Below are 25483 nucleotides of genomic sequence, written 5' to 3' on the forward strand. Positions count from 1 at the left end.
CGCCCGATGCCGCGACCCGACTCCGCCGTTCCCGCGCCCGCGGCCGACACCCTCGGCGGCGGCAGCGGCGTGGGCGCGCCGGTCCGCCCGGCCGCCGCCGCGGCCGGCGATCTCGCGCTCCCGGCCGGCACCCGGCTGCGCGGCCACACGGTGCGCGGCGTCGCCGCCCGCCACGCGTCGAGCATCGTCTACCGGGTCGACGACGACGCCGGCCGCGCCTTCCGCATCGCCGAATACGCGCCGGCGGGCCTGGCGCGTCGCCTCGACGACGGCCTGACGCTGGTACCCGAGCCCGACGAGCGGCAGGCGGCTTACGACGCCGGCCTGCATACCTACATCGGCGAGATGCGCGCGCTGTCGCGCATCGTCCACCCCGCGCTCGAACGCATCATCGGTGTCTGGGACGAGCATGGCAGCGCCTACGCGTTGCTGCCGGCGAGCGCCGTGCCTTCGCTCGGCGACGTGCTCGCCGAAGCCGGCGAGGTGCCGTCCGAAGCGGCGCTGCTGGGCTGGCTGCGGCCGCTGCTCGACGGCCTGGCCGTGCTGCACGAGGCCGGGCGCTTCCATCACGCGATCGAGCCGCAGTCGGTGCGAATCGGCCCGGCCGGCCCGGTGCTCGGCGGCTTCGCGGCAGCGACGCGGGCGCTCGAGAGCGCGCTGGGCCAGCCCCTCGACGCGACCGGCACGCGCTGGGCCGCGCCCGAGCAGGTCGGCACCGGCGGTCGCGAGGCGGTCGGCGCCGCGGCCGACCTGTACGCGGTCGCCGCGCTCGTCTATCTGGCGATCGCCGGCACGCCGCCGCCACCTGCCGCCGAGCGGCTGCAGCGCGACACTCTGCTGCCGCTCGCCGCCGTCGCGGCGGGCCTATACGCTGAGCCGTTCCTGCGCGCGGTCGACGCCGCACTCGCGCTCGACCCGCACGCGCGCCCGCAGCGCGCCGTCGACTGGCTCGAGGCGATCCGGGGGCTGCACGCACCCGAAGCGGCGGCGCCGGCCGACCTGATGCTGGAGCCGTTCGACCCCGCCCGCGCGGCGCTCGCCGCGGCCGTCGAGCGCCGGGCGGGCGCGTCGCATGGCGCCACGCGCTCGGCGCCCGCGGGCGCACCGACGCCGGCCAAGCCGACCCGGCCGGCCGAGCTCGACCCCGTCGAGGCGGCTCCCCCGGAGTCCGTCACCCCGCCGGAAGCCCCGCCGCCGCGCGCCAAGGTCGCGGCGATCGCGATCGGCGCCGCGCTGATCGTGGTCGGCTCGGTCGTGCTGGTCCGCCCGCCGGCCCTGGCGACCGGCGAGCCGCCGCCGAACGCCGCTCGCGCCCAGAGCATCGGCGCGACCACCCCGGCGCTCGCGGCGCCCCAGGCCGGCCCATCGGCGAGCATGGTCGCGGTCGGCAGGCCGGCGCCGGCAGCCAGCAGCGCCGCCGCCGTGTCGGCGTTGCCGGGTAGCGCGGGCGTCGCGCCGCCGGCAACGTCGACGGACCCGGCGAACGCGCCGACCGCCGCACCGGTGCTGCTCCCCGGCGCTCCTGCCACGACGCCGGCCGCCGATCCGCAGGGCGGCAACGGCACGCCATCGACGGCGAGGGCGATTGCCGATCCGTCCGCGCGCCTCGGCGCCGAGCCGGCGCGCCCGGCCACCGCACCAGCGGTCGACCTCCGCACGGCCGGCACGCCCACGGGGCCAGCCGCGAATCCTGCCGCCGCGGCGCCGTCACCCCTGACGCCAGCGCCCACCGACGCGACGCCGCCAGTCGCCAACGCCGCCGCACCCGACCCGGGCGCCGCTCCCACGCTCGGCGCCAGCGGCCGCCAGGCGCGGTGCGTCGAAATCCTCCAGAAGGCTTCGCTCGCGCCGCTCGGCGCCGCGGACGCCGAGTTCTACAGGCGCACCTGCAAGTGAATCGATCCACCGCTCGCCCGAGCGGCCGCGCCCGCACCGCCCGTGCGGCGTGGGCCGGCCTCGCCGCGCTCTGCCTCACCGCGCTCGTCGCCTGCACGAGTTCCGAGCCGCTCGGCTTCGAAACCGCCGCCGCACGCGGCGCCGACGACCTGGCGGCGCAGACCGGCGCGCTGCCGGCGTTCCTGGCGCGCTTCGAGGCGACGCTGACACCGGTCGACCCGAAGGCGCCGCGCCGCCGCGTCGTGCTCGACCCGATGCTCGAGACCACGAGCGGGCAGCAGACCGCGACCACGGCGCTGCTCGGCAAGCTGGTCGGCGAGCGCCTCGGCCGCAAGACCGGTCGCTTCGAGCTGGTGCCGTTCCGCGGCGACACGCTGCCCGACGCGCAGCTGCTGCTCACCGGGACGATGACGCGCGCGCCCGGCGGAGCGCCGGCGGCGGGCGTCCGCATCGACCTCGCGCTCACCGATCTCAAGACGCGCCAGGTGATCGCGCAGACCACCGTGCACGCGCGCGACGAAGCGCTCGACCCGTCGCCGCTGCGCTACTACAAGGACAGCCCGATCGTCATCAAGGACAAGGTGAGCGAGGGCTATGCGCGCACCTCGCGCACCGCGGTCGGCCAGCCGGCCGACACCTACTACCTCGAGCGCATCGGCGTCGCCGCCCAGATCGACGCCGCGACGACGCTCTACAACGCCGAGCGCTACCGCGACGCGCTCGGCCGCTACGAGGACATGCAGAACGACGCGGGCGGCCAGCAGCTGCGCATCGAGAGCGGCATCTATCTGACCAACATGCGGCTCGGCCGTGTCGCCGAAGCCGAGCAGGCGTTCGGCCGGATCGTGGCGCTCGGCATCCAGTACAACGAACTCGGCGTCAAGTTCCTGTTCAACCCGGGGAGCCTCGAGTTCTGGTCCGACCCGAAGATCAGCGGCTCGTACGGCATGTGGCTGCGCCAGATCGCACGCGAGAGCGTGCGCTCGAACACCTGCATGAACGTGGTCGGGCACACCAGCAACAGCGGCGACGCGACGCTCAACGACGCGCTGTCGCTGCGCCGCGCCGGCGTGATCCGCCAGCTGCTGGTCGCGCAGGCGCCGGTGCTCGGCGCCAGGACGGCAGCGATCGGCAAGGGTTTTCGCGAGAACCTGGTCGGCAGCGGCACCGACAACGGCTTCGACGTGCTCGACCGCCGGGTCGAGTTCAAGATCGTCGGCTGCGAGCAGATCCCGGCCGAAGGCGCGCCGGATGCGAAGCCGGCAGCGGCCACGCCAGCCAAGCCGACGACGCGCAGCTGAGGTTTCTCGTCGCGGTTCCGCGGCGTTCCGGTAAACCACCGCCCGTCGGCCGAGACGCTGAGGCGTGACGAATCTCCTTGCTTCGAGATTCGGCTTTTCTGCGAAACGACGACCGGTATTCGAACGGTATCTGCACGGCGGTTTCCGCGCGGCCGCGACAAACCGTCGCCACCCCGGCCTCGAAGCCAGGGAAACTGTCGGTTCGCTTTACACCAGGCGATTCGACATACTCCAACTATTCCCGCTTGTCGAGCTAAGCGACCGGGGTGCACGGGTTCCTTCAACGAATTTAGAGCTGGCATTCGACTTGCGTTGGCAAGAGGGTATCTATACCCCACCACCCTCGCGAATGAACCTCAAGAAGCAAACCCTCGTCGCCGCGCTCGTCGGCATCGGCGCCACCTTCGGCGCGAACGCCGCACCGGTTCTGCTCGGCTCGGTCGAACACCTGTACGGAACGAATCCCGGCCGCCAGGCGGAAACCATCATGAGCGTTTACCACCCCGGTGGTAACTGCGACACGCTGAACGCGACGTCGGTCACGGTGCGCGCGACCTCGGCCTCGAGCTGCAACCGCTTCGGCGACATCTTCAATTTCTCCAGCCTCGACTGGGCCAGCATCGACCATTTCGACGTGACGCTGTCGTTCAGCGGCGCGCAGGACGGTTTCTTCGAACGCTGGAACACGCGCGGTGCGCCGAACTACGTGGTATCAGCGACTACGTTCGGCGACTTCCTGAATGCGAGCGGCACCCAGACCTTCACGTTCGCCAGCAGCGCCGCGCAGTTCAACAGCATCGTCGCCGCCGAGCAATTCGTGCTCTCGTTCGCGCAGAACGGCCTCGGCGGCTCCGGCTCGAGCTTCACGCTCAACTCGGCGCGCCTCGACGTGTTCGGCAGCGCTGCCGCCGCGGTGCCCGAGCCCTCGTCGCTCGCGCTGGTCGGCCTGCTGCTCGCCGGCGGCACGCTCGTCGGCCGCTCGCGCAAGGGCGGCGCTGCCTGAGGCACTCGCCCCGGGTTGCATCAAGGGGCCCGCGACCCCGGCCCTTCTTTGTTGGCGTGCGGCGTGATCGGCGGGCGACAAGCTTCGGCTGCGCGCGCTCAGCGGCTGCCCGAGCCCACGAGCAGCTGCTCGAGCCGCTGCTCGCGCACGCCGTAGAACTGCTTGATGCGGTTGATCTCGACCGCCGCCGCCGCCGCACGTCCCTCCGCTCCCGGCGCGCGCCGCACCGCCAGGATCATCTTGTTCTTCGAGGTGTGTTCGAGCGCGACGAACTCGAACACCTGCGCCTCGTAGCCGGCGCGTTCGAGCAGCAGGGCGCGCAGGCTGTCGGTCACCATCTCGGCTTGCTGGCCGAGGTGCACGCCGTGGCGCAGCATCGGCGCGACCTCGAGCGGACTCCGGAGCTGCGGGCGCAGCTCCTTGTGGCAGCACGGCGAACAGAGGATCACGCGCGCGCCGGCCTGGATGCCGAGATGGATCGCATGGTCGGTCGCGGTGTCGCAGGCGTGCAGGGCGATCATCACGTCGAGCGCATCCGGCTGGTGGCTGCGCAGGTCGCCCTCGACGAAGCTCAGGCCCGCGAGGCCGGTGCGTTCGGCGATGCCGTTGCAGAGCGCCACCAGGTCGGGCCGCAGCTCGACGCCGACGGTGCGCGCCTCGATGCCGAGCGACCGCAGGTGGTCGTGGACGGCGAACGTGAGATAGCCCTTGCCGCTGCCGAAGTCGGCGACGCGGATCGGCGCCGACTCGAGCAGCCCGCCGCCGCGCAGCGCGTGGTCGAAGATCTCGACGAACTTGTTGATCTGCTTCCACTTGCGCGCCAGCGCCGGCACCAGGCGGTGCGCCGCGTCGGTGACGCCGAGCTCGACCAGGTACGGCCGCGTGATGTCGACGAAGCGGTGCTTGGGGCGGTCATGGGTCGCGGCCGCCACGGCCGGCGGCGGCCCGCTCGAGCCGCCCGGCTGGGCGCGCGACGCGGCATCGGACGGCACGCTCGATGCACCGGCGGGCAGCGCACGACCATGGGCGCGCGCCGGGTCGGCATCTCCACCGGCTTCTATGGGAGGAGGCTCCCCCGCGAGCGCGCTCCGCCGCACCGTGCGCTTGCCCTTGCGGCTGATGCGCAGCTCGATCAGCTCGGCGCGCGTCGTCAGGTGCGCGTGCGCGAAGGTGCCGGCGAGCAACTCGCGGATCGACGCGAGGCCCTCGTCGATGCCCTCGTTGCGGGTGACGTCGCGCGTGCCGTGCGAGTGCACGAACGACAGCGCCGGCGCACCGCGCAGCGAGATCGCCCGCACGGTCACGCGCCGCAGGTCGGAGCCGGCGACGCGGTTGCCGGCAAGCACGAGGCGCACGAAGCTGGCGTCGGCGAGGGCGCGCTGCACGAGCGCTTCGAAAGTGTCGGGCGACGCCGCGTCGGGGCTCGCCGCCGGGCGGTCTGACATGCTCGCTCCTGGGGGCCGCGATTGTGTAGCATCCCCCGCCGCCCGCGCCGCCGTGCGGCCTTGAAGCCCCGATGTTCGGAATCGCCGACTACCCCGCGTTCGTCGCCGCGATCATCGTGTTCCTGATGATCCCGGGGCCGGGCAACCTCGCGCTGATCACCTCGACCGGCAAGGGCGGCATCGCGGGCGGGCTCGCCGCCACCTTCGGCGTGATCGCCGGCGACCAGGTGCTGATGTGGCTCGCGGTCGCCGGCGTCGCTGCGCTCCTGAGCGCCTATCCGCCGGCGTTCGTCGCGGTGCAGTGGCTCGGCGCCGCGTACCTGGCGTGGCTCGGCTGGCGCATGTGGCTCATCAAGCCCGGTGATGCGCCGGTGCTCGACATCCGGCCGCGCGACTACTTCCAGCAGGCGATGGCGATCACGCTGCTCAACCCGAAGGCGATCGTCTTCTACATGGCGTTCTTCCCGCTCTTCGTCGACCCGGCGCGGCATCGCGGGCTGGTGACGTTCGCGGTGATGGCGGCGACGATCGCCGCGCTCACCTTCCTGTACGGCGCGATCGTCGTCTTGCTGACGCACCGGCTCGCGGAGCGCCTGCGCGCCAACCCGGCCGCGACGCGGGTGCTCAACCGCGTCGCCGGGACCCTGCTGATCGGCTTCGGCGTGAAGCTCGCGCTCTCGCGCTGACGCCTTGCCGAAGCCGCGCGGTCGCGGGCGGCCGCGCGTCGCGGGTCACTGCACCCGGATCGCCTTGGCGGTCTTGGTGGCGTCGAACAGCAGCTTGCTCGGCCACGTCGGCCAGGTGACGCCGAGCGACGGGTTGTTCGGATTGCCGTTGCGGGCGAACGCGCCGACGCTGTCCATCATCGCCGCCGACAGGTCGAGACGGCCGGCGCGGTTGGCGGTGCCGCCGATCACGTTCGAGAACAGCGACGGGCCGAAGTTGCCGAACACGAACGGCAGGTCGAACGCGTGCGCGGCGCCGTAGATGTCGTTCCACGGCGCGGCTTCCTCGTCCCAGTCGAATTGGTAGTACCAGACGTCGGCCTGCTGGGTCTTGAGGGCGTTGAGGATGTTGTCGCGGCTCGCGATGAAGAAGATCCGGTTCAGCAGGTCGGTGGCGGCGTTGAAGCCGGTCACCGGCGTCGTCACCGGCAGGTACTGCGCCGGGATCCACTGCGCGAGCGTCACGGTCGGCGCCGCGTCGGGGTTGTAGTTGAACTGCGTGTTGAAGAGCTGCGCGTCGGTCACCAGGCGGCCGCTGCGCCCGCCGAGAGCCGGCGACAGCGCGAGGAAGGTCGGGAACAGCTTGGCCTCGTCGCGCGTGTTGCTGGCGAGCACCGGCACCTTCACGTAGTTGCCGTTGCCGATCGCGGCGACCGGGTCGACCGGCAGCACGGTGCCGTCGGGGATCGGCCCCGAGCCCGAGAGCCCGAGCGGCGCCAGCCGCGTCAGCAGCGTCGACAGCAGCTCGGCCGGCGTGCGCTGGCGCAGGAACGCCGCCATGTCGCCGTTCGACTGCGTCGTGAGATAAGTGTTCGCCGAGGTCACGTCGGTGGCCCGACCATTGACGATGAGCTGCTGCTGCAGCAGCGCATTGCCTTGCGCGAGCGCGCTCGCCGCCGTGTTGAGCGTCGGCAGGCTGCCCGCCGGCAGGTTGGACGCGAGCGAAAGCCCGCCGCTCATCGGCATCACGCGGTGGAACAGCCTGGGGCTCGCGTTCACCATCAGCGGCGACGTCATCAGCGCCCACACGTCGATCGCGCCGGCCGACTGGCCCATGATCGTGACGTTGCCCGGGTCGCCGCCGAAGTTGGCGATGTTGCGGTTCACGAACTCGAGCGCCTTGATGTTGTCGAGCAGCGCGAAGTTGCCCGAGTCCTCGCGCACGTCACCGGTCTTGAGCTGCGGCAGATTCAGGAAGCCGAAGATGCCGAGCCGGTAGTTCACCGTCACGACCACGGCATTGGCCTTATTGGCGAGGTTGGCGCCCTCGTAGACGGGGTCGGCGGTGTAGCCCGAGACGTTGCTGCCGCCGTGGATGAACACGACGACCGGCAGGTTCTCGTTGTTGTTGGCCGGCCGCCAGATGTTGAGATAGAGGCAGTCCTCGCTGCCGACGGCCTGGTTCAGCGTGGTGCCGATCGTCGCGTCGTGGCGGTTGTTGGCACCCGGCCCGTAGATGCGGCCGTATTGCACGCACGCGTTGCCGTACTGGTTGGCGCTGCGCGTCGTCGTCCAACGGTCGGGGTCGACCGGCGCGCGCCAGCGCAGCGCGCCGACCGGAGGCTTGGCGAAGGGGATGCCTTTCCACGACACGGTGCCGTTCGCCGAGGCCTCGTTCATGCCCTCGACGCTGCCGAAGGCGGTCGCTCGCGTGAGCGCGACCTCGTCGTCGTTGTCGTCGTCGCCGCCGCCGCAGGCGGCCAGACCGAGGGCGGTGATGACGGCCATGCTGGCCGCCTTGAAGAAACGCAGGGACATGGCTGATGGCTTTCGGTTGCGGTGGAGGGGCACGCGCGCTGCGGGCCGACGGCCGTCGGACGTTCGCGCGCAGCGATCATGCGCGAGCGGCGTCGTTGCGGCGCTGCGGAAGTCGCTACTTGACGCGGCGGCCGCGAACGCACACGGGGCAGACGTCGGCGTCGTGGATGGGGCGCCCATGCAGCGAGCGCAGCGCCGCGTCAGGCCGCGAGCGTCGGCCCGACGGGCACCTCGACCGGCGCCGCGTCGTCGGTCTTCACGCTGGTGTCGGGGCGTTCGTAGGTGCCGATCAGGAGCCCGCTCGCCACCGCGTGCTCGCGCAGCGCCTCCAGCACCTCGTCGCGGCCCGGGACGGCCGAGAACGGCTCGGCACCGGCGAGCGCGAACACCTGGAACGCGTAGCGATGCACGCCGTGGCCGGGCGGCGGGTCGGGCGGCAGCCAGCTCGACTGCAGGAACGAGTTGCGCCCCGTCTTGAGGCCGTTGCCGTCGTGGTCGGGGCTGTCGAGCGCGCCTTCGGGCAGCGCCCCGTCCTCGGCGGCGAGCTCGACGACGATCGCGTGCACCAGCGGCTGCGGCGTCGGCGCATCCGCGTCCTCGACGATCAGCACCAGCGCGGTTGCGGCCGACGGCACGCCCGTCCACTGCAGCGGCGGCGAGAGCCCCGCGCCGTCGGCGGTGTAGCGCTCGGGAATCGGTGCGTGGTCGACGAACGCGAGGCTCTGCACCGCGATTGCGGCCGTGCCCTGGCGCAGGTCGATCTGGTTGAACGCGATCTTGTCCAGGCCGGCGCGCTGGTTGCGCAACGCATGGCCGAGCACGTCGGGCAGCTTCTCGAGCATGAACGTCTCCGTCGTCGCACCGCGGCGGGTGCCGCGCGACCTCGCTTTATACGGCGCGGCGGCCGACCGCCATGCCCGCACGGTCGAACGCACCCGGCATGCCGCCTGCCTGCCGAGCCGCGCACGGCCTGGTGCATGCAGGCGGCCGTCGCCGTACGATCGGCGCGCTCATCGACGGAGGTTCGCATGACCCACAAGCCCCTCGCACTGGTTTCGGTGCTGATCTGCAGCCTGTTCCTCGGTGGCGCCGTCCATGCGGCGAGCGGTGCCGCATCGGCGCCCGACGCACCGAGCCGACCGGTGAGCGACGTCGGCTCGAGCGGCGGCGGCGATGCGAGCCGGCCGGTGGTCGGCACCCGGGTCGGCGGCAGCCCGGCCGACGCCGCGTTCCGCGCCGCGCACCAGCAGAGCGGCGCCGACTACCGCCGCGCCCGCGACGCCTGCAACGCCGGCCCGCGCGACAAGCGCAGCCCCTGCCTCAAAGGCGCGCGCGACGCGCTCCAGCAGGCGCGCCTCGAGGCGCGCGTCCAGCACGACGCGGCCAAGCGCGCCGAACGCGCGGCAAGCGCTAAGGCGCGCTGAGGCGGCGAGCGTGAGCCGCACCCCTCACTGCGTCACGGCTCCACGCATTCGCCGACCAAACGGCCCGACCAATTCCTCCACAGCGATGCCCTGGCTGGCCGAGCGCCGCACCGCGCGGGCCGAGCCCGCTCGGCCCGGCCCGGCTCGGCTCGGTCTGTCCCAGACTGGAAGGCTTTCCCGGCCTTCGTCGCGACGAAGTCCGCGCCGACCCGATCTCTCGTCAAAACTGCGCACCATTCGTCGGGACGGGGCCAGCCCCGATTGCCGAGGCAATCGTTAGCGCCGATAACCACTGACGTGCATTCCCCCACCCGCCCGTTCTCCTACGCCGTCTTGCCGCTCCATCCGACGGGGCGCGGGCGTTCCCGAAAGCATCATGGTTGAAGCTGCCGGGCCGTCCGACATCCCGGCTTCGTGTTCAACCCACGCGAGAGACAGTCGGATGCCCAACAGAGCCCAGGTCGCAACGAAGCCCGCGCCAGCCGGTCTGGTCGACGGCATCTTCACCAACTTTGCGGGAACCCTGGACTACAAGCTCTACCGGTCGCCGAACCTGCGCAAGCGCCCGCCGCTGTTCGTGATGCTGCACGGCGGCTCACAGAACGCGCTCGACTTCGCCACCGGCACGCGCATGAACGAGCTCGCCGACGAGTGCGGCGGCATCGTGCTGTACCCCGAGCAATCGAAGCGCGCCAACGCGCTCGGCTGCTGGAACTGGTTCGACACCCGTCACCAGTGCGCCGAGAGCGGCGAGCCAGCGATGATCGCCGGCCTCACGCGGGCGGTGATCGCCGAGAACCACTGCGACCCCACGCGCGTCTACGTCGGCGGCATGTCGGCGGGCGGCGCGATGGCGCTGATCCTCGGCAAGGCCTACCCCGACCTCTACGCCGCGGTCGGCGTGCACTCGGGTGTGCCCTGTGGCGCAGCCAACGACCTGTTCTCGGCGTGGCAGACCATGAGCAACGGCCCGTCGTCGCGCTTTCACGCGTCGCGAGAGCCGCATCCGGTGGCGACCATCGTCTTCCACGGCGACCGCGACTACACGGTGCACCTCTCGAATGCTCAGGCCATTCACGCACAGGCGCTCTGCGGCACGGTCGACCGCTCGGGCGAGCTGTCGGCGAACGGCCCGATCCATCTGCCGGGCGGCCGCGCGGTCACCCGTGTCACGCAGCCGGGCCGGCGCGGCATCGCCGACGCCGAGCTGTGGATCATCCACGGCGCCGGCCACGCCTGGGCCGGTGGCAACGCCGCTGCGAGCTACACCGACGCCGACGGCCCCAATGCATCGCGCGAGATGCTGCGCTTCTTCCTGCAGCACCGGCTGCGCCAGCGCGGCGTGCAGCGGCGCAGCGACGTCACGTCGGGCGAGCCGCGGGCCGCGTAGCCCGGCGGTCCGCGATCGTCGCAGCGCCGCGATAGCGCTCGCGGCTCGTCGGTCCGACCTTTCGCCCGCGTCCGCCTGCGTGACGCAGCGCCCGCAGCGGCGCGATCGCCCGAGCGGCGTCGCTCGCCGCTGTAACCGCTAAGCCCCTACGCCACGTGCCGTTCGGCCACGGCCCGTCATCCGCATCGGCGACACTCCCGAACCTCGGGAAAACCCGTGCCGCCGGCGAGCCGGTGCAGCGCGCGCCGCGATGACGTCACCCATCCGAAGCATCTCCGACACCGCCCGCTGGGTCGCGATCTACCGTGCGTGGGAGTCGGCGCGTCCGGACCGCCTGTTCGACGACCCGTACGCGAGCCGCATGGCCGGTGCGCGCGGCGACGCCATTGTGCAGAGCCTGCCGCACGGCGAGTCGATGGCGTGGGCGATCGTCGTTCGCACCGCCGTCTTCGACGACATGATCGTGCGCGCGGTCGCGGACGGCGCCGGCACGGTGCTGAACCTCGGCGCCGGCCTCTGCACGCGAGCGTTCCGCCTCGATCTGCCGCCGACGCTCGACTGGATCGACGTCGACCTGCCCGACATCGTCGACTGGCGCCGCCACTGCCTGGGCGAGGCGCGTCCGGCGTGCCGCCACGAGCACCGCGCGGTCGACCTCACCGACGCCGCCGCGCGGCAGCGGCTGCTCGCCGATGCCACCGACCGCGGCAAGCCCGTGCTCGTGGTGAGCGAAGGCCTGCTGGTCTACATGGCCCCGGAGCACGTCGCGGCGCTCGCGCGCGAGCTGCACGCCGACCCGCGCGTGACCGCGTGGGTCACCGACCTCGTGACGCCGATGCTCGTGAATACCTTCGGCACGTTGTGGCGCGCGCATCTTGACAGCGCCCGCGCGCCGTTCCGGTTCGCGCCCGCCGACCCGCCGGCGTTCTTCGCGCCGCTCGGCTGGCACGAGGGCGAATGCCGATCGATGTGGGACGAGTCGCAGCGCCTCAGCCGCGCGGTGCCGATCGGCTGGTGGTGGGACCTGTTCGGCCGTTTCCTGCTGCCCGACGTCTACGCCAGGCTGCGCCGCATGGCGACCATCGTGCGGCTCGAGCGCCAGCCGCCCACGGGCGGCGCCGCATGGGCCGCGTCGCCATCGTCGGCGCCATGCAGCAGGAACTGCATGCGCTGCTCGAAGCCATGCCCGACGAGTCCCCGCTGCGCCGCGCCGGACGCGAGTTCTGGGCCGGCCACCTGAGCGGCCACGCCGTGGTCGTCGCGCTGTCGGGAATCGGCAAGGTCGCCGCGGCGACGACCGCGACGCTGCTGCTCGCCGAGTTCGACGACGTCGATCGCGTGGTCTTCACCGGCACCGCGGGCGGCCTCGAGCCCGGCGTCGAGGTCGGCGACATCGTCGTCGCCGACGCCCTGCTGCAGCACGACTTGGACGCGTCGCCGCTGTTCCCCCGGCACGAGGTGCCGCTGTACGGCACCGACCGTTTTCGCACCGACGTCGCGCTCTCGGATGCGCTCGCCGACGCGGCGCAACGGACGCTGGCGGCATTCGGTGGCGTCGAGCGCTTGCTGGCGGGCGCGACGGGCGCAAGCCAGGCGGCAGGCACCGATCCGCTCGGGGCCTCTGCCATCGCCGCACCCCCGAAGATCGGCCGGGTCCACCGTGGCCTCGTCGTCAGCGGCGACCGCTTCGTGTCCGGTCGCGCCGAGAACGACGCGCTCTGCCGGCGTCTGCCGGGCGCGCTCGCGGTCGAGATGGAGGGTGCTGCGGTCGCTCAGGTGTGCCACGACTTCGGCGTGCCGTTCGCGGTCGTCCGCACCATCTCCGATCGCGCCGACGACGCCGCGCACGTCGACTTCACGAGCTTCGTCGAGCAGGTGGCGAGCCGCTACACGCTGGCGATCGTCGAGCAGTGGCTCGCCGAGACGAGCGCCGTCGAAGCTCGATGACTCCGGCTCGGCCGGGATTGCCGCGCCCCGCCGGCAGCCGTACATTTCGTGCCGCTGCCGGGAGCTGCCGATGACGATCCGCAAGGCCGAACGCACGAACCTGTCGCTCGAGGACGCCGAGCGATCCTTTGACGAGGCGATCACGCTGCCGGGCGGCGTGGCGCAGATGAGCGAGCAGCCCGACGGCCGCTGGGCCGTGCAGCTCGTGTGGGACGACGAAGGCAGCACGCTCGAGCGCGACGCGTTCGACGCCTTCGAGAAAGCCGAGCCGCGCCGCACGCGCGGCTTCGACCCCAAGCTCGGCGCGCTGTCGGCGCGCTTCGAGAGCAACGGCAACCCGGGCTCGATCGGCCACGACTCGACCGGCGGCTTCTCGTACGGCGCGTATCAGATCGCGACCAAGACCGGCACCATGGCCGAGTTCCTGAAGTTCCTCGAGAAAAACGCGCCGGCCATCGCGGCCAGGCTCGACGCCGCCGGCGGCGCCCGCGGTGCGTCGGCCGGCACGCCCGAGTTCAAGGCGGCCTGGCGCGACCTCGGCAAGAGCGACCCGGCGTTCGCCGACGCCCAGCACGCGTTCATCCAGTCGACCCACTACGACCCGTGCTGCGCGCGCATCCGCAAGAACCTGGGCCTCGACGTGGAGGCGCGCTCGCCCGCGCTGCGCAACGTGGTGTGGTCGGTCGCGGTGCAGCACGGGCCCGCCAACAAGATCTTCGACAACGCGCTGGCCGGCAAGGACTGCGCGCAGCTTCAGGACGCGTCGATCATCGACGCGGTGTACGGCGAGCGCTCGAAAGTCGAGCGCTACTTCGCGCGATCGACGCCGCAGGTGAAGGCGGCTCTGGTGGCGCGGTTCGCCGAGGAGCGAAGGCTGGCCGAGCGGATGCTGGGCTGACGGCGACCCGCAGGGTTCGGGCTGCTGCAAGGTGCCGAGGCTTCACGCGAATGGTCTGACCACGTCAGGCGGGCTCCGGCCGCGACGCGCGCGTCCTCCAGGCGCGCCGCCGCGGGCGTCTCCCGCATCGCGACCGCGCCATCACGCAGTTTTCCGCAGCGCCAGCGCCACGCCCCCGAGCGTGAGCCCGAGCGCCGCCACCTCGCGCAGACCCAGCGGCTCGCCCACCACGAACGCGGCAGCGACCACGCCGATCACCGGCGTGAGCAGCGTCGCCAGCGACGCGGTGGTCGGCGGCAGACGGCGCAGCGCGGCAAACCACGACAGGTAGCACAGGCCCATGGGCACCGCGGTCATGTAGAGCATCAGCGCCCAGCCGGTGGCGCTGACCTCGGCCAACGCCGGGCGCTCGATCGTCAGGCCGAGCACAAGCATCGGGATGCAGCCGAGGCTCAGCTGCCAGGCCAGCGACGCCACCGGGCGCAGCTCGACCAACGGACGCAGCGCAACGGTACTGAGTGCGAACCCCAGCGCCGAGCCCAGCGCAAGCGCGGCGCCGAACAGCTGGTCGCCACCGAGGTGAAAGCCGCCGCTCCCGAACAGGTACCAGAGCCCGCCCATGCAGAGCACGAGCCCCGCTGTCGCCCGCAGCGTGGGCTGCTCGCCACGAATCGGCCAGGCCAGCAGCGTCGCCCACACCGGCATCGTGTAGACCAGCAGCGCGCACTGGCTCACGCTGAGCCAGCGCATCGCCACGGTCGCGAAACCCATCCAGGCGAACACGTTGAGGGCGGACGCCGCGACGAGCCGCCCCACCAGCGCCCGCGGCACCACCAGCGTCTGGCCCAGAACCAACGCGGCCAGCACGCACACCAGCCCGGCCACCGAGCCCGCGGCGCCGCGGGCGAACAGCGGCGGCAACTCCCGCAGCAACACCTTCATCGCCGGCCAGTTCAGGCCCCAGCCGAGCGAGGTGACGAGCAGGCACAGGAAGCCGAGGGTGCGGGTGGGAGGGTGAGCGGCAGAGGGCACGGCGGCGGGGGTATCCGAGGCTGCACGCGCGGCAGCTGGGCGAGTATCGATGAGCGACCGGATGTGAGCTGCCAGCGCCATTGCAAGTGGATGGCGTCTCGAGATTGGGTGCCGGCCCCAGCCCGGCGTGTCGGTGGCGCATGTCCTCAGCGAGTCGTGGACACCCGCCTCGAAGGGCTACGGATGCTGGCTTTACTTCACGACGGCTGAGACGCGGGACGCGAAGGTCCCTAGGTGCGTGAACCTGGTGGCATGCGACGTACAGCTAGAGACTGAACTGCGTCCCTCGCGCTTTTTCCGCAACTGCCCGCTTTGCTTGGAAGCCGCCCCTCTAGCATTACCCAGCTGGCCCTCTCCTCTATGTCTATAGTGGCCAACCTCGGTGGCGTGAAGAGCTCTATTTAGCCGCCGGCGAGGGCGGGTTGGCCGTTGAGTCGGAAAGCGCTTCAACACCCATTTCGCTCCGTACACGTGTCAGAACGCTCTGCACCAGGATCTCCTCCTGTGCGACCCATAGCCTCGGGGCCGCGTAGCCGGCGATGATCGACAGCCCAATCAGTCTCGCGAAAGTCGCCGCCGAGGGTTGCATTGCACCGACGAAGTACAGCGCCACCAGGAAGCCGAGAATTGCTCCAAGGCTGAGCCGCGCGCCGATCCATCCGATGCGAAAAAGGGCTATGGCGGGCTTAGCGAAGCGCACGCTCGTTCCGCTCGGGAAGCGCTGCAGATCGCCGGCTTGAACCAGCACGTGAGCCCAGCTCCCTATGAGGCCCCCGACCGGGCAGAAGAGCAGAAGAGCGAAGTCGTATGCCGTAAAGCCCAGCGCAGTGAGTACTTGGAACATCCTTTAGCGCCCAAATAATTTCGGCAGCAGGGGCCAAGTATGAACGGCGTGCCGCTAGCTCCCGTGGAAGGTCGGCTTGACGGCGCCACCAACTGACAAAACCTCGCTCGCATGATAGCCACCCTCCGGCGCAACTTGAGACTGATTTGCAACACAGACCGGGCACTGGCAGCCAAGGCACCCGAGCTAAAGCGGCTATGCGTGGCCCACCTCGGGCTCCTTGCGTTGTCTGAGTGCCGAATCGCATTGGCGGCTCCTGTTCACTGAATGCGGCGCGCGGCCGCTCGTGACGGCTAGGGCTTTTGGCGCCCGGTGGCGCTTCCACTTGGGACTGCGAAGCGCAACTTCCAGGGGTTCGACGGCTCGTGAAGCGGTCTTTCGATAGCCGCGCGGGCGATGGGCTGCAAGCCTAGTCAAGACCGATATGGAACGTCTGATCTAATAACGACGACTTCGCTCAAACCATTTGAAGAAAGCAATTGTTTGAGCGATCTCTCCGAAAGCAACGGGTGCGATGTCGGACCTAGCACAACACTCGAGAATGCATCTGGATCAATATCGATTTCTAGGTAAGGCGTTATGAAAGACTCGCTGGCACGAAATTCGGAAGCTTCGCCGAACCGCCACAAACGCCACTCTCCTTCGGCTTTGAACTTTGGGTGCTTAACGAAAGGACCTATCCAGCGGCGCATATCATTGATGAAGTGCCGCAGCCCGCCTGCTTCAGAATGGCTCGGCGGTCTGAGGTCGTTGGTACCTGGATACGTCAAGCCACGGTCTAGGAGCTCGAACTTTTCCAGGATCGATTGGCGCATCGCACTAAGGAGCGCCTCCTCGTCATAGACCGCAGCCTCGAAGTACCAGTCGCCGCGGGGCGCCGCCCGCAAAGCCGCGGTTCTGAAGCCGATGGCATAGCGAGCATTGCGAGCCGAGTAGCCGCGCCACATGTTCAAATCATCATGGTGCCGAGTGAACGAAGCAACATAGACTTTCGGGAACTCTTGATTGGCGTCCATAATCGAGTCAGTCGCAAAGGTCTTCCCGTATCCGTCGCTATTGATTTGCTGGAATGCGACGTCAACATACTCCTTGGTTCGGCTGCGACTGGACGAATCATCCTTGATTGATTGAAGCGCCTTGTAAATGAGTTCGCCGCTGTATAGCCATTCCTTTGAGTCGTTCAAGTAGGCGATATGGGTGCAGCGCATCTTTCGCTGCTTTGTGATCCCGATCAACCCGGCGCCGTCGGTGTAGTGAAACACGGTTTCCGGGGGCTCTTCGCGCGGCAGCAAATTTAGGAATTGCGCGCCAGGGTAAGTATCTTGAGTAAACACAGGGTATCGGTCCTGAACTTCAAGTGGAGCTTCTCACGCGTCTGCGAGCGGGCTCCAAGCACTATGCGGCGTAGGCCGCGCATGAGGTTTACTTGAGAGCCTTACGGAAACGACTTACGGAGCCTTCCGCGCGGCTTGACACCTGCCCAATCTCACGACATCAACGCGCCAACGGCAAGTCGATCTTGTCGGAAAGACGCCAGAACGTTGACACGGGATCGCGTCCGTTTAGCATCGCGGCGACTTCCGACTTCCGTTGCTCATCGGCAATGGTGTTACCGGCCACGGCCCGATGAACGCTGCCAAGCGCCCAGCACATCCGGCCAGGATGCTGGTTCCTGTCGCTGAACAGTTGCTCGAGCCAGATCGCGCGATTGATATGGAGGGTCTGATCGCCGCGCCTCAGCGCCGCAAAGTCAGCTGGTTGCTTCACCTTGGTGGCAATAAGATACGAGAGAAGCACGCCCTGCTCGTCACCTGCAGCGAGCTGAAGCACGCATGCGCGTTCTAGGTCCCGAAGCGACATTCCTAGTATTGGGACCCAATATTGAATCGTCTCGAGGAAATCAGGGTACGCCACGGTCCCCGTCAATCGCTCGATCATGGTGGCCGTCATTTGCTTCGTGAAGGCGCCCCTCGTCTGCGTCCCGAACGTCGACAGAGTGGGAAGTCTGAACCAAATGTTCACGAACTTGCCGAGGTAGGCTGAACCGTCAATCGCGCCATAGACACCTTGAATCGACTGTTCAAGCTGCGTACGGTTCAGAAGCAGTACGAACACTAGATTCGGCACATCGAAGAGGTGCTTGACCCGCTCGACCATGGTCACGGCGAAAGAGGGGCGGCAACGATCGAGCTCGTCTATAAACACGACGGCGGGCTCAGCACACGCGGCGATCGCTTCCGCTAAAGTCTCTCGGAATCTGATAACCGACTTCTTTTCCTCGTCGAAAGCCGTGAGTCGCTTCTCAATCCACTTACTCGAGCCTTCCGCCATGTCCTGAGAAACCTCCGCCACGGCATCGGCGAAGTCGCCAACGATGTCGTTCTGGCGTAGGATCTTTCCGCCAAGGTTGATGAGCGTCTTGACGCCAGCGGGCGCGAAAGCCCGGAGTGCTCCGCCTGCGCGCTTTGCGAGCGTGGCCTTGACGTCGGGGTTCTCGATGAGCGGCAACAGGCTGGACATCACGAGCAAGAAGGGGTCTTCAGCGAAGTCGTTCTCAAATGCGTCGATGTAGGCAACCTTGTGCCCTTCTTGGCGCAGCTGGGCAGCCCACCTAGCTCCAAACCACGTCTTGCCTTCGCCCCAGGCGGCGTCTATTCCAATCGTGCCGCCGTTCCTGAGCCGATTGACAAAGCTCGTGAGCGGTTTGGCGAGGGTGCTACGACTGAGCCCGTCCCCTTCGAACGGTTGCTCCGGATTGATCGTTGGTGGTCTGAAACTGAGCGGGTGGGTCATGTCCATCGTCTCCCTTTGACGTGGATTGTGAGTGTTACCCAAGCTGCCCTTTGCCTGGCGAGAATGCCGCATTCAAGAACGCCGTCGAAGTTGTCCCTTGATGAAGTGCCGCAGCTCGGGCGCCTATGCTGGCTTGTGCGCGAAAGCCGGCGGTGTGCTGCTGCACCGATCGGTTCAGCCCTGCGGCCGCGGCTGCGTTGGAGCGTGTCGTCGCTCCGATGAAGGTCAGCAACGCTGCACCACCAAGCTGTTGCGGCGCGACCGGCGTACGCCCTGAATGACCGGAACGTGTCGAACAGCGTCGGTTGGACGGTTTGCCGCGACGGACAGCACCCGCTGCAATGCAGCCACTCAACCTTCTGGCGAACATCGCAAGCAGCTGCTCATGCGGAGCGAACACGTGGTCCGAAACGGCTCACGAGTCACGACCGCATTCGAGTCCGCTCACACGTCGATATTCGCCACCCGCAACGCATTCGACTCGATGAAGTTCCGCCGCGGCTCGACCTCATCCCCCATCAGCATCGTGAACACGTGATCCGCCTCGATCGCGTCATCAAGTTGCACTCGGAGTAGACGCCGCACAGCCGGGTCCATCGTGGTCTCCCACAGCTGCTCGGGATTCATCTCGCCGAGGCCCTTGTAGCGCTGGCGCGCGACCTGGCCTTCGGCCTGCTCGATCAGCCAGGCCATGGCCTCGCGGAAGTCGCCAACGCGGCTCTGCTTTTCCTTGTCGCCCGTGCCGCGCTTGACCACCGCCTCCGGTCCGACCAGGCCACGGAACGAGCGCCCGGCCCGGCTCAGCACGTCGTAGTCGCCGCCGTGGATGAAGTCGGCGGTGATGGTGCTGCTCTTCACGTTGCCGTGGTGCATGCGGCTCACGCGCAGCAGGTGCTTGTCGGTGCGGGCATCGAACTCGGCGGCCACTTCGGCGTCGCGCAGCATGCCTTGCAGGCTCGCGGCCGAGGCCTCGGCGGCTTCGACCGTGTCGAGGTCGAGCTCCAGGCCGTTGGCGATCGCGCGCAGGGCGTCGACATCCATCCAGCTCGACAGGCGCTCGACCACCGCCTTGGCCAGCACGTACTGGCGCGCGAGTTCCTCGAGCGCTTCGCCTTCCAGCGGCGCGGCGCCGTCGATGCCGGTCTCGAGCCGCGCTTCGCGCAGCGCCACCTTCATCAGGTAGGCGTCGAGCTCGATGCCGTCCTTGAGGTACTGCTCGTCCTTGCCGAACTTCACCTTGTAGAGCGGCGGCTGCGCGATGTAGACGTGGCCGCGCTCGACGAGCTCGGGCATTTGCCGGAACAGGAACGTCAGCAGCAGCGTTCGGATGTGCGCGCCGTCGACGTCCGCGTCGGTCATGATGATGATGCGGTGGTAGCGCAGCTTGGCGACGTTGAAGTCGTCGCCGCCCATGCCCTTGCCGATGCCGGTGCCGAGCGCGGTGATCAGCGTGAGGATCTCGTTGCTGGTCAGGAGCTTTTCGTAGCGCGCCTTCTCCACGTTGAGGATCTTGCCGCGCAGCGGCAGGATCGCCTGGAACTTGCGGTCGCGGCCCTGCTTGGCCGAGCCGCCGGCCGAGTCGCCCTCGACGATGTAGATCTCGCAGAGCGCCGGGTCCTTCTCCTGGCAGTCGGCCAGCTTGCCCGGCAGGCCCATGCCGTCGAGCACGCCCTTGCGGCGCGTCATCTCGCGGGCCTTGCGCGCGGCCTCGCGCGCCCGTGCCGCATCGACGATCTTGCCGACGATGGTCTTGGCGTCGTTCGGGTTCTCGAGCAGGTAGTCGGTGAGCGCCTTGCTCACCACGTCTTCGACGGGCCCGCGCACCTCGCTCGAGACCAGCTTGTCCTTGGTCTGGCTGCTGAACTTGGGCTCGGGCACCTTCACCGAGAGCACGCAGCACAGGCCCTCGCGCATGTCGTCGCCGGTCACCTCGACCTTAGCCTTCTTGGCGACCTCGTTGTCGTCGATGTACTTGTTGATCACCCGCGTCATCGCCGCGCGCAGGCCGGTGAGGTGGGTGCCGCCGTCGCGCTGAGGGATGTTGTTCGTGAAGCAGAGGACGTTCTCGCTGTAGCCGTCGTTCCACTGCATCGCCACCTCGGTGGTGATCTCGGTGCCCTGGTCGCTCACCTTGCGGCCGGTGGCGTGGAACACGGTCGGGTGCAGCACCTTCTTGCCGGTGTTCACGTACTCGACGAAGCCCTTCACGCCACCCGCGAACGCGAAGTCGTCGCTGCGGTTGGTGCGCTCGTCGACCAGGCGGATCTTCACGCCGTTGTTCAGGAAGCTCAGCTCGCGCAGGCGCTTCGAGAGGATCTCGTAGTGGAAGTCGATGTTCGAGAAGATCTCGAGATCGGGCAGGAAGTGCACCTCGGTGCCGCGCTTGTCGGTCTCGCCGATCACCTTCATCGGCGACACCTCGACGCCGTCGCGCAACTCGACGATGCGGTCCTGCGGAACGCCCTGCTTGAACTCGAGCAGATTGGCCTGACCATCGCGCCGCACGATGAGGCGCAGCCACTTCGACAGGCCATTCACGCAGCTCACGCCCACGCCGTGCAGGCCGCCCGAGACCTTGTAGCTGTTCTGGTTGAACTTGCCGCCGGCGTGCAGCTCGGTCAGGGCGATCTCGGCAGCCGAGCGCTTGGGCTCGTGCTTGTCGTCCATCTTCACGCCGGTCGGGATGCCGCGCCCGTTGTCGGTGACGCTGATCGAGTTGTCGGTGTGGATGGTCACGACGATGTCGTCGCAGTAACCCGCCAGTGCCTCGTCGATCGAGTTGTCGACCACCTCGAACACCAGGTGGTGCAGGCCGGTGCCGTCGGACGTGTCGCCGATGTACATGCCCGGGCGCTTGCGCACCGCTTCGAGGCCTTCGAGGATCTGGATGCTGCCGGCTCCGTAGTCGGCGCTGTCGGCAGCATGCGCCGCCTGCGTCGCCGCCTGCCGGGCCAGCACCTCGTCGGGCGACGGCGCCGCCGCGGCCTTGTCGGCCATGTCGCGCGGGCTGCCGGTCTCGTCGGCGTCGTCGGGAAGGGTGTCGGGTTCGCTCATCGGGTTCGCATCGGTTCGGCCGGCCACGGGAATGGTCGGTCCGTCAAACAAGCGGCGATGCAGCGCGAGGTTCGCGCCGCATCGGTTCGCCTTTTCCTCACCTGGCCGAAGCGCTCGGGTCACGCTCGGCCGGCCGGCCACCGCGCGTCGGGCGCGCCACGAGGACGCACCACGCACGGCGTCGGCGTCAGATTCGCATCGGCATCACGACGTACTTGAAGCCGCTCTGCTCGGGCACCGTCATCAGCGCGCTCGAGTTGGTGTCCTGCAGCTCGATCGTCACCATGTCCTGCTGCATGTTGGTGAGCGCGTCGATCAGGTAGGTGACGTTGAAGCCGATCTCGATGGTGTCGCCGCCATAGTCGATCTCGAGCTCCTCGGTCGCTTCTTCCTGCTCGGCATTGCTCGACGCCACGCGCAACAGCCCCGGCTCGATGTTCACGCGGATGCCCTTGAACTTCTCGCTGGTCAGGATGGCGGCGCGCTGCAGGCTCGCCAGCAGGGGAGCCCGGCCGAGGGTCACCTTGTTCTTGTGGTTCTTCGGGATCACGCGGTTGTAGTCGGGGAACTTGCCCTCGACGAGCTTCGAGACGAACTCCATGCCGCCGAAGCTGAACTTGGCCTGGTTGGCGGCGAAGCGCATCTCGATCGGCGTGTCCTCGTCCTTCAGGAGGCGCTGCAGCTCGAGCACGGTCTTTCTCGGCAGGATGACCTCCTGCTTCGGGATCTCGGTTTCGAGGTTGGCCTGCGCGAGCGCAAGGCGGTGGCCGTCGGTCGCGACCAGCGTGAGGCTCTTGCCTTCGGCCACGAACAGGATGCCGTTGAGGTAGTAGCGGATGTCGTGCACCGCCATCGCGAAGTGCACCTGCGCGACCAGCGCGCGCAGCGTCTTCTGCGGCACGCTGAACGCCGGCCCGAAGTCGGCGGCTTCCTGCACCAGCGGGAAGTCCTCGGCCGGCAGGGTCTGCAGCGTGAAGCGGCTCTTGCCGCCCTGCAGCGTGAGCTTCGACTGCGTGGCGCTCAGCGTCACGGTCTGGTCGGCCGGCAGGGCACGCAGGATGTCGATGAGCTTCCTCGCACCGACCGTCGTCGCGAACTCCTGCGAATCGCCGCCGAGCTCGGCGCTGGTGCGCACCTGGATCTCGAGGTCGCTGGTGGTGAACTCGATGTCGGGGCCGTTCTTGCGGATCAGCACGTTGGCCAGGATCGGCAGCGTGTGCCGGCGTTCGACGATCCCGGCTACCGACTGCAGGGCACCGAGGAATTTTTCTTGTGCCGCTTTCAAGACAATCATTTCAACCTCTTGAACTGGTGGTCGTAGTAGAGCCGGGACGCTTTTGTGGACAACCGCATTTTCGCCTGTTCCAGCAGTGGCTTAGCGCGGCGCGAACGGTGTGCATCGAGTCTGTTCCGGCACGCGGCGCGCTGCGAACAACTTCGCCGGACGGCTCAGGCCTGTGGACAGGTGGGGTTTCACGCGAAAGTTGTCCCCAGGTTTGTTGCTTGACAGATTTCCGGGTTGGGGTGACGCCGATCCACGACCCGGCTTGCAAGCCGGGTCGGTTCGGGAGGCGTGCGACAGCACGCAGGTGCTGTCGCACGTCCACCCTCACCCTTTCAGCGTCTGTTCGAGCACGTGCAGCTGCTGGTTCAGCTCGGTGTTCTTCTGGCGCTCGGCGGCGATCTTGCGCACCGCGTGCAGCACCGTCGTGTGGTCGCGGCCGCCGAAAAGCTCGCCGATCTCGGGCAGGCTCTTCTGCGTCATTTCCTTGGCGAGGTACATCGCGATCTGGCGCGGCCTGGCGATCGACGCCGGACGCTTCTTCGAGTACATGTCGGCGACCTTGATCTTGTAGAAGTCGGCGCACGTCTTCTGGATGTTCTCGACGCCGATCTGCCGGTTCTGGATCGACAGCAGGTCCTTGAGCGCCTCGCGCGCCAGGCCGATGTTGATTTCCTTGTGGCTGAACCGCGAGTACGCCAGGATCTTGCGCAGCGCGCCTTCGAGCTCGCGCACGTTGGCGCGCACGTTCTTGGCCACGAAGAACGCCACGTCCTCGGGCATCTGCGTCGCCTCGAGCTCCGCCTTGCGGATCAGGATCGCCACCCGCATCTCGAGCTCGGGCGGCTCGATGGCCACCGTGAGCCCGGCGTCGAAGCGCGACGTCAGCCGCTCGTCGATGTCGACCAGCCCCTTGGGATAGGTGTCGCTGGTCATGATGATGTGGGCCTGCTTGGCGAGCAGCGCCTCGAAGGCGTTGAAGAACTCCTCCTGCGTGCGCTCCTTGCCGGCGAAGAACTGCACGTCGTCGATCAGCAGCAGATCGAGCTGGTGGTACTTGGCCTTGAGCTCGTCGAAGGTCTTGCGCTGGTAGTTCCGGACGACGTCGGTGATGAACTGCTCGGCGTGCAGGTAGAGGATGCGCGCGTCGGGCTTGTCCTTGAGCAGCTGGTTGCCCACCGCGTGGATCAGGTGCGTCTTGCCAAGGCCGACCCCGCCGTAGATGAAGAGCGGGTTGTACATGGCGCCCGGTGCGCCGGCGACGTGCAGTGCCGCGGTGCGCGCCATCTGGTTGGCGCGGCCGGCGACGAGCGTATCGAAGGTCAGCGCCGGGTTGAGGCGGCTGCGCGACGGCAGGGCGGCCGGGCCGCTGGCCACGCTGGCAGCCGGGTTGCTGGCGGCGGCGGCGCCGGCGGGCGCCGGTGGGCGCAGCTGGGCCGCGTTCGCTGCCGCCGGTGCGTTGGCCGCGGCCGGGTTGCCGGCCGGTGCGCCGTCGCGCAGCGCGAGCATGACGTCGAGATGGACCGGCTTGCCGGCGATCTCGCTGAGGACGCTCTCGATCCGGCCGGCGTACTGGTTGCGGATCCAGTCGAGCTTGAACCGGTTCGGCACGCGAACCGTCACCAGCGTGCCGTCGCCCTGGTCGACGACTTCGGCGTCGGGCAGGGGCCGGATCCAGGTGTTGAACTGCTGGTCGGGCAGTTCGGATGCGAGACGCTCGCACCCGCGCTGCCAGAGATCTGATCCCATTGTGGAGAAGCTTCCTTGAACGGCCCGGATTGTAAGCGGCGGGGGGTCCGGAAAGGCCAGTTATCCACAGTCGGGTTTGCGTGGATGGCCACGGCCTTGACGGCGTGCCGCGGTCCGGCTCTCGTCGTGCTGGCATAATCCCGCTCCTTCCCGAAGGCGCCGCACGGCTTCTAGGCCGCTGCACCTCGCGCGCCGCTTGCCCTGCCGGCCCTGCCGCGGGCCCCACGTCAAGTCGGATCGACCATGAAACGCACCTATCAAGCATCCAAGGTTCGCCGCGCGCGCACCCACGGTTTTCTCGTTCGCATGAAGACGCGCGGAGGCCGTGCCGTGATCAACGCGCGCCGCGCCAAGGGCCGCAAGCGCCTCGCGGTCTAAGACTGACGCGCCGCGGCCTGCCGCCGTCGGAGCGGCTCGTGCCGAAGCTCGCGCGTCTCGTCAAGTCGATCGATTTCGAACGCGCGCTGCGCTCCCGCCGCTGCGCCGCGACGCCGCATTTCGCCGTCCACTACCTCGCGGACGTGCCGGCGCGACGTCCGAGCAGGCCCGTCGCGAAAGAGTTATCAACAGCCGCTGTGGATGAGTCGCCGGAACCTGTGGATGACTTCCCTGCGGGGACGTCCGCGCACCCGGGCGGCGCGGCTTCGCCGCAGCTCTGGCTCGGTGCCGTGGTGCCCAAGCGTCACGCGCGTCGTGCCGTGACGCGCACCCTGATCAAGCGCCAGATCCGCTCGGTGGCCGAACGCCACGGTGCCGACCTGCGGCCGGGCATCTGGATCGTGCGTCTGCGCGCACCGTTCGATCGCGCCACCTTTCCGAGCGCCGCGTCCGAGGCGCTGCGCGTGACCGCGCGCGCCGAACTCGAGCGCGCGATGGGGGCGGCCGCCGCCGCCGTCGCGGCCACGCCGGTCGCGGCGTGAACGCCGCTTCCGGCACTGGCGT

21 protein-coding genes are annotated in these 25483 nt (G+C 68.9%); 11 read left to right on the forward strand and 10 right to left on the reverse strand.

The window, feature by feature from the left end:
* The first annotated feature begins 6 nt into the window (after positions 1-6).
* The 3 genes from HQN59_RS01245 (at position 7) to HQN59_RS26720 (ending at position 4200) form a co-directional block, all read left to right on the forward strand.
* Positions 7-1896 (forward strand): serine/threonine-protein kinase, encoded by a 1890-nt coding sequence (locus tag HQN59_RS01245; RefSeq protein WP_176065291.1) that lies wholly within the window; start codon positions 7-9, stop codon positions 1894-1896.
* Positions 1893-3197, forward strand: coding sequence for an OmpA family protein (locus HQN59_RS01250; RefSeq protein WP_176065292.1), 1305 nt, complete (start codon positions 1893-1895; stop codon positions 3195-3197). The genes HQN59_RS01245 and HQN59_RS01250 overlap by 4 nt, the downstream gene beginning before the upstream one ends.
* 64 nt (positions 3198-3261) lie before the next feature.
* Positions 3262-4200: a PEP-CTERM sorting domain-containing protein gene (locus tag HQN59_RS26720; RefSeq protein WP_176065293.1), complete on the forward strand. Its 939-nt coding sequence runs from the start codon at positions 3262-3264 to the stop codon at positions 4198-4200.
* Positions 4201-4298: 98 nt separating this feature from the next.
* On the opposite strand, the gene HQN59_RS01260 is transcribed toward HQN59_RS26720, so the two are convergent.
* Positions 4299-5645, reverse strand: a complete 1347-nt coding sequence (locus HQN59_RS01260; protein WP_176065294.1) for a class I SAM-dependent methyltransferase — start codon at positions 5643-5645, stop codon at positions 4299-4301.
* A 71-nt stretch (positions 5646-5716) separates the two neighbouring features.
* On the opposite strand from HQN59_RS01260, the gene HQN59_RS01265 reads away from it, so the two are divergent.
* Complete coding sequence (locus HQN59_RS01265) at positions 5717-6331, forward strand: LysE family transporter (protein ID WP_176065295.1); 615 nt, start codon at positions 5717-5719, stop codon at positions 6329-6331.
* A 45-nt stretch (positions 6332-6376) separates the two neighbouring features.
* Here the strand turns inward: HQN59_RS01265 and HQN59_RS01270 are convergent, their stop codons facing one another.
* Together HQN59_RS01270 and HQN59_RS01275 are read right to left on the reverse strand one after the other, a co-directional pair.
* Positions 6377-8128 (reverse strand): carboxylesterase/lipase family protein, encoded by a 1752-nt coding sequence (locus HQN59_RS01270; protein WP_176065296.1) that lies wholly within the window; start codon positions 8126-8128, stop codon positions 6377-6379.
* 200 nt (positions 8129-8328) lie between these two features.
* The gene (locus tag HQN59_RS01275) at positions 8329-8970 is read right to left on the reverse strand and encodes a YbhB/YbcL family Raf kinase inhibitor-like protein (RefSeq protein WP_176065297.1); all 642 of its coding nucleotides are present in this window, start codon (positions 8968-8970) and stop codon (positions 8329-8331) included.
* 186 nt (positions 8971-9156) lie between these two features.
* On the opposite strand from HQN59_RS01275, the gene HQN59_RS01280 reads away from it, so the two are divergent.
* The 5 genes from HQN59_RS01280 to HQN59_RS01300 all read left to right on the forward strand — a co-directional run bounded on the left by HQN59_RS01280 (position 9157) and on the right by HQN59_RS01300 (position 13787).
* Positions 9157-9552 carry a hypothetical protein gene (locus tag HQN59_RS01280; RefSeq protein WP_176065298.1) on the forward strand — a complete coding sequence of 132 codons (396 nt, stop codon included), beginning with the start codon at positions 9157-9159 and terminating at the stop codon, positions 9550-9552.
* Between the two features lie 442 nt (positions 9553-9994).
* Positions 9995-10942 (forward strand): extracellular catalytic domain type 1 short-chain-length polyhydroxyalkanoate depolymerase, encoded by a 948-nt coding sequence (locus HQN59_RS01285; RefSeq protein ID WP_176065299.1) that lies wholly within the window; start codon positions 9995-9997, stop codon positions 10940-10942.
* A 250-nt stretch (positions 10943-11192) separates the two neighbouring features.
* Positions 11193-12182: a class I SAM-dependent methyltransferase gene (locus HQN59_RS01290; RefSeq protein ID WP_176065300.1), complete on the forward strand. Its 990-nt coding sequence runs from the start codon at positions 11193-11195 to the stop codon at positions 12180-12182.
* A complete protein-coding gene (locus HQN59_RS01295) occupies positions 12125-12889 on the forward strand; it encodes a 5'-methylthioadenosine/adenosylhomocysteine nucleosidase (protein WP_246294621.1) in 765 nt (254 codons plus the stop codon). The genes HQN59_RS01290 and HQN59_RS01295 overlap by 58 nt, the downstream gene beginning before the upstream one ends.
* 70 nt (positions 12890-12959) lie before the next feature.
* Positions 12960-13787 (forward strand): VgrG-related protein, encoded by an 828-nt coding sequence (locus tag HQN59_RS01300; protein WP_176065302.1) that lies wholly within the window; start codon positions 12960-12962, stop codon positions 13785-13787.
* 141 nt (positions 13788-13928) lie between these two features.
* Here the strand turns inward: HQN59_RS01300 and HQN59_RS01305 are convergent, their stop codons facing one another.
* The 7 genes from HQN59_RS01305 to dnaA form a co-directional block, all read right to left on the reverse strand.
* The gene (locus tag HQN59_RS01305) at positions 13929-14819 is read right to left on the reverse strand and encodes a DMT family transporter (RefSeq protein WP_342451088.1); all 891 of its coding nucleotides are present in this window, start codon (positions 14817-14819) and stop codon (positions 13929-13931) included.
* 397 nt (positions 14820-15216) lie between these two features.
* Entirely contained in the window at positions 15217-15567 is a 351-nt protein-coding gene (locus HQN59_RS01310; RefSeq protein WP_176065304.1) for a hypothetical protein, read from the reverse strand.
* A gap of 509 nt (positions 15568-16076) precedes the next feature.
* Positions 16077-16997, reverse strand: coding sequence for a DUF2971 domain-containing protein (locus tag HQN59_RS01315; protein WP_176065305.1), 921 nt, complete (start codon positions 16995-16997; stop codon positions 16077-16079).
* 160 nt (positions 16998-17157) lie between these two features.
* A complete protein-coding gene (locus HQN59_RS01320) occupies positions 17158-18456 on the reverse strand; it encodes a KAP family P-loop NTPase fold protein (protein ID WP_176065306.1) in 1299 nt (432 codons plus the stop codon).
* Between the two features lie 444 nt (positions 18457-18900).
* Positions 18901-21510: a DNA topoisomerase (ATP-hydrolyzing) subunit B gene (gene gyrB, locus HQN59_RS01325; RefSeq protein ID WP_246294622.1), complete on the reverse strand. Its 2610-nt coding sequence runs from the start codon at positions 21508-21510 to the stop codon at positions 18901-18903.
* A 187-nt stretch (positions 21511-21697) separates the two neighbouring features.
* Positions 21698-22804: a DNA polymerase III subunit beta gene (gene dnaN, locus HQN59_RS01330; protein WP_176065308.1), complete on the reverse strand. Its 1107-nt coding sequence runs from the start codon at positions 22802-22804 to the stop codon at positions 21698-21700.
* Positions 22805-23119: 315 nt separating this feature from the next.
* The gene (gene dnaA, locus HQN59_RS01335) at positions 23120-24541 is read right to left on the reverse strand and encodes a chromosomal replication initiator protein DnaA (RefSeq protein WP_176065310.1); all 1422 of its coding nucleotides are present in this window, start codon (positions 24539-24541) and stop codon (positions 23120-23122) included.
* 243 nt (positions 24542-24784) lie between these two features.
* On the opposite strand from dnaA, the gene rpmH reads away from it, so the two are divergent.
* Together rpmH and HQN59_RS01345 are read left to right on the forward strand one after the other, a co-directional pair.
* Positions 24785-24919 carry a 50S ribosomal protein L34 gene (gene rpmH / locus HQN59_RS01340; protein WP_007834827.1) on the forward strand — a complete coding sequence of 45 codons (135 nt, stop codon included), beginning with the start codon at positions 24785-24787 and terminating at the stop codon, positions 24917-24919.
* Positions 24920-24957: 38 nt separating this feature from the next.
* A complete protein-coding gene (locus HQN59_RS01345) occupies positions 24958-25461 on the forward strand; it encodes a ribonuclease P protein component (RefSeq protein WP_176065312.1) in 504 nt (167 codons plus the stop codon).
* Positions 25462-25483 lie beyond the last annotated feature (22 nt).

It is taken from the genome of Rhizobacter koreensis (assembly GCF_013366375.1).
Classification (GTDB): domain Bacteria; phylum Pseudomonadota; class Gammaproteobacteria; order Burkholderiales; family Burkholderiaceae_C; genus Schlegelella_A; species Schlegelella_A koreensis.

Excerpts from the sequence above, each read along its gene's own strand:
- HQN59_RS01320 (WP_176065306.1), bottom strand. The coding sequence starts at position 18,456 with ATGACCCACCCGCTCAGTTTCAGACCACCAACGATCAATCCGGAGCAA.
- HQN59_RS01295 (WP_246294621.1), top strand. The coding sequence starts at position 12,125 with ATGCCCGACGAGTCCCCGCTGCGCCGCGCCGGACGCGAGTTCTGGGCC.
- dnaN (WP_176065308.1), bottom strand. The coding sequence starts at position 22,804 with ATGATTGTCTTGAAAGCGGCACAAGAAAAATTCCTCGGTGCCCTGCAG.
- HQN59_RS01300 (WP_176065302.1), top strand. The coding sequence starts at position 12,960 with ATGACGATCCGCAAGGCCGAACGCACGAACCTGTCGCTCGAGGACGCC.
- dnaA (WP_176065310.1), bottom strand. The coding sequence starts at position 24,541 with ATGGGATCAGATCTCTGGCAGCGCGGGTGCGAGCGTCTCGCATCCGAA.
- HQN59_RS01270 (WP_176065296.1), bottom strand. The coding sequence starts at position 8,128 with ATGTCCCTGCGTTTCTTCAAGGCGGCCAGCATGGCCGTCATCACCGCC.
- HQN59_RS01290 (WP_176065300.1), top strand. The coding sequence starts at position 11,193 with ATGACGTCACCCATCCGAAGCATCTCCGACACCGCCCGCTGGGTCGCG.
- gyrB (WP_246294622.1), bottom strand. The coding sequence starts at position 21,510 with ATGAGCGAACCCGACACCCTTCCCGACGACGCCGACGAGACCGGCAGC.
- HQN59_RS01245 (WP_176065291.1), top strand. The coding sequence starts at position 7 with ATGCCGCGACCCGACTCCGCCGTTCCCGCGCCCGCGGCCGACACCCTC.
- HQN59_RS01265 (WP_176065295.1), top strand. The coding sequence starts at position 5,717 with ATGTTCGGAATCGCCGACTACCCCGCGTTCGTCGCCGCGATCATCGTG.
- rpmH (WP_007834827.1), top strand. The coding sequence starts at position 24,785 with ATGAAACGCACCTATCAAGCATCCAAGGTTCGCCGCGCGCGCACCCAC.
- HQN59_RS01260 (WP_176065294.1), bottom strand. The coding sequence starts at position 5,645 with ATGTCAGACCGCCCGGCGGCGAGCCCCGACGCGGCGTCGCCCGACACT.
- HQN59_RS01285 (WP_176065299.1), top strand. The coding sequence starts at position 9,995 with ATGCCCAACAGAGCCCAGGTCGCAACGAAGCCCGCGCCAGCCGGTCTG.
- HQN59_RS01275 (WP_176065297.1), bottom strand. The coding sequence starts at position 8,970 with ATGCTCGAGAAGCTGCCCGACGTGCTCGGCCATGCGTTGCGCAACCAG.
- HQN59_RS01280 (WP_176065298.1), top strand. The coding sequence starts at position 9,157 with ATGACCCACAAGCCCCTCGCACTGGTTTCGGTGCTGATCTGCAGCCTG.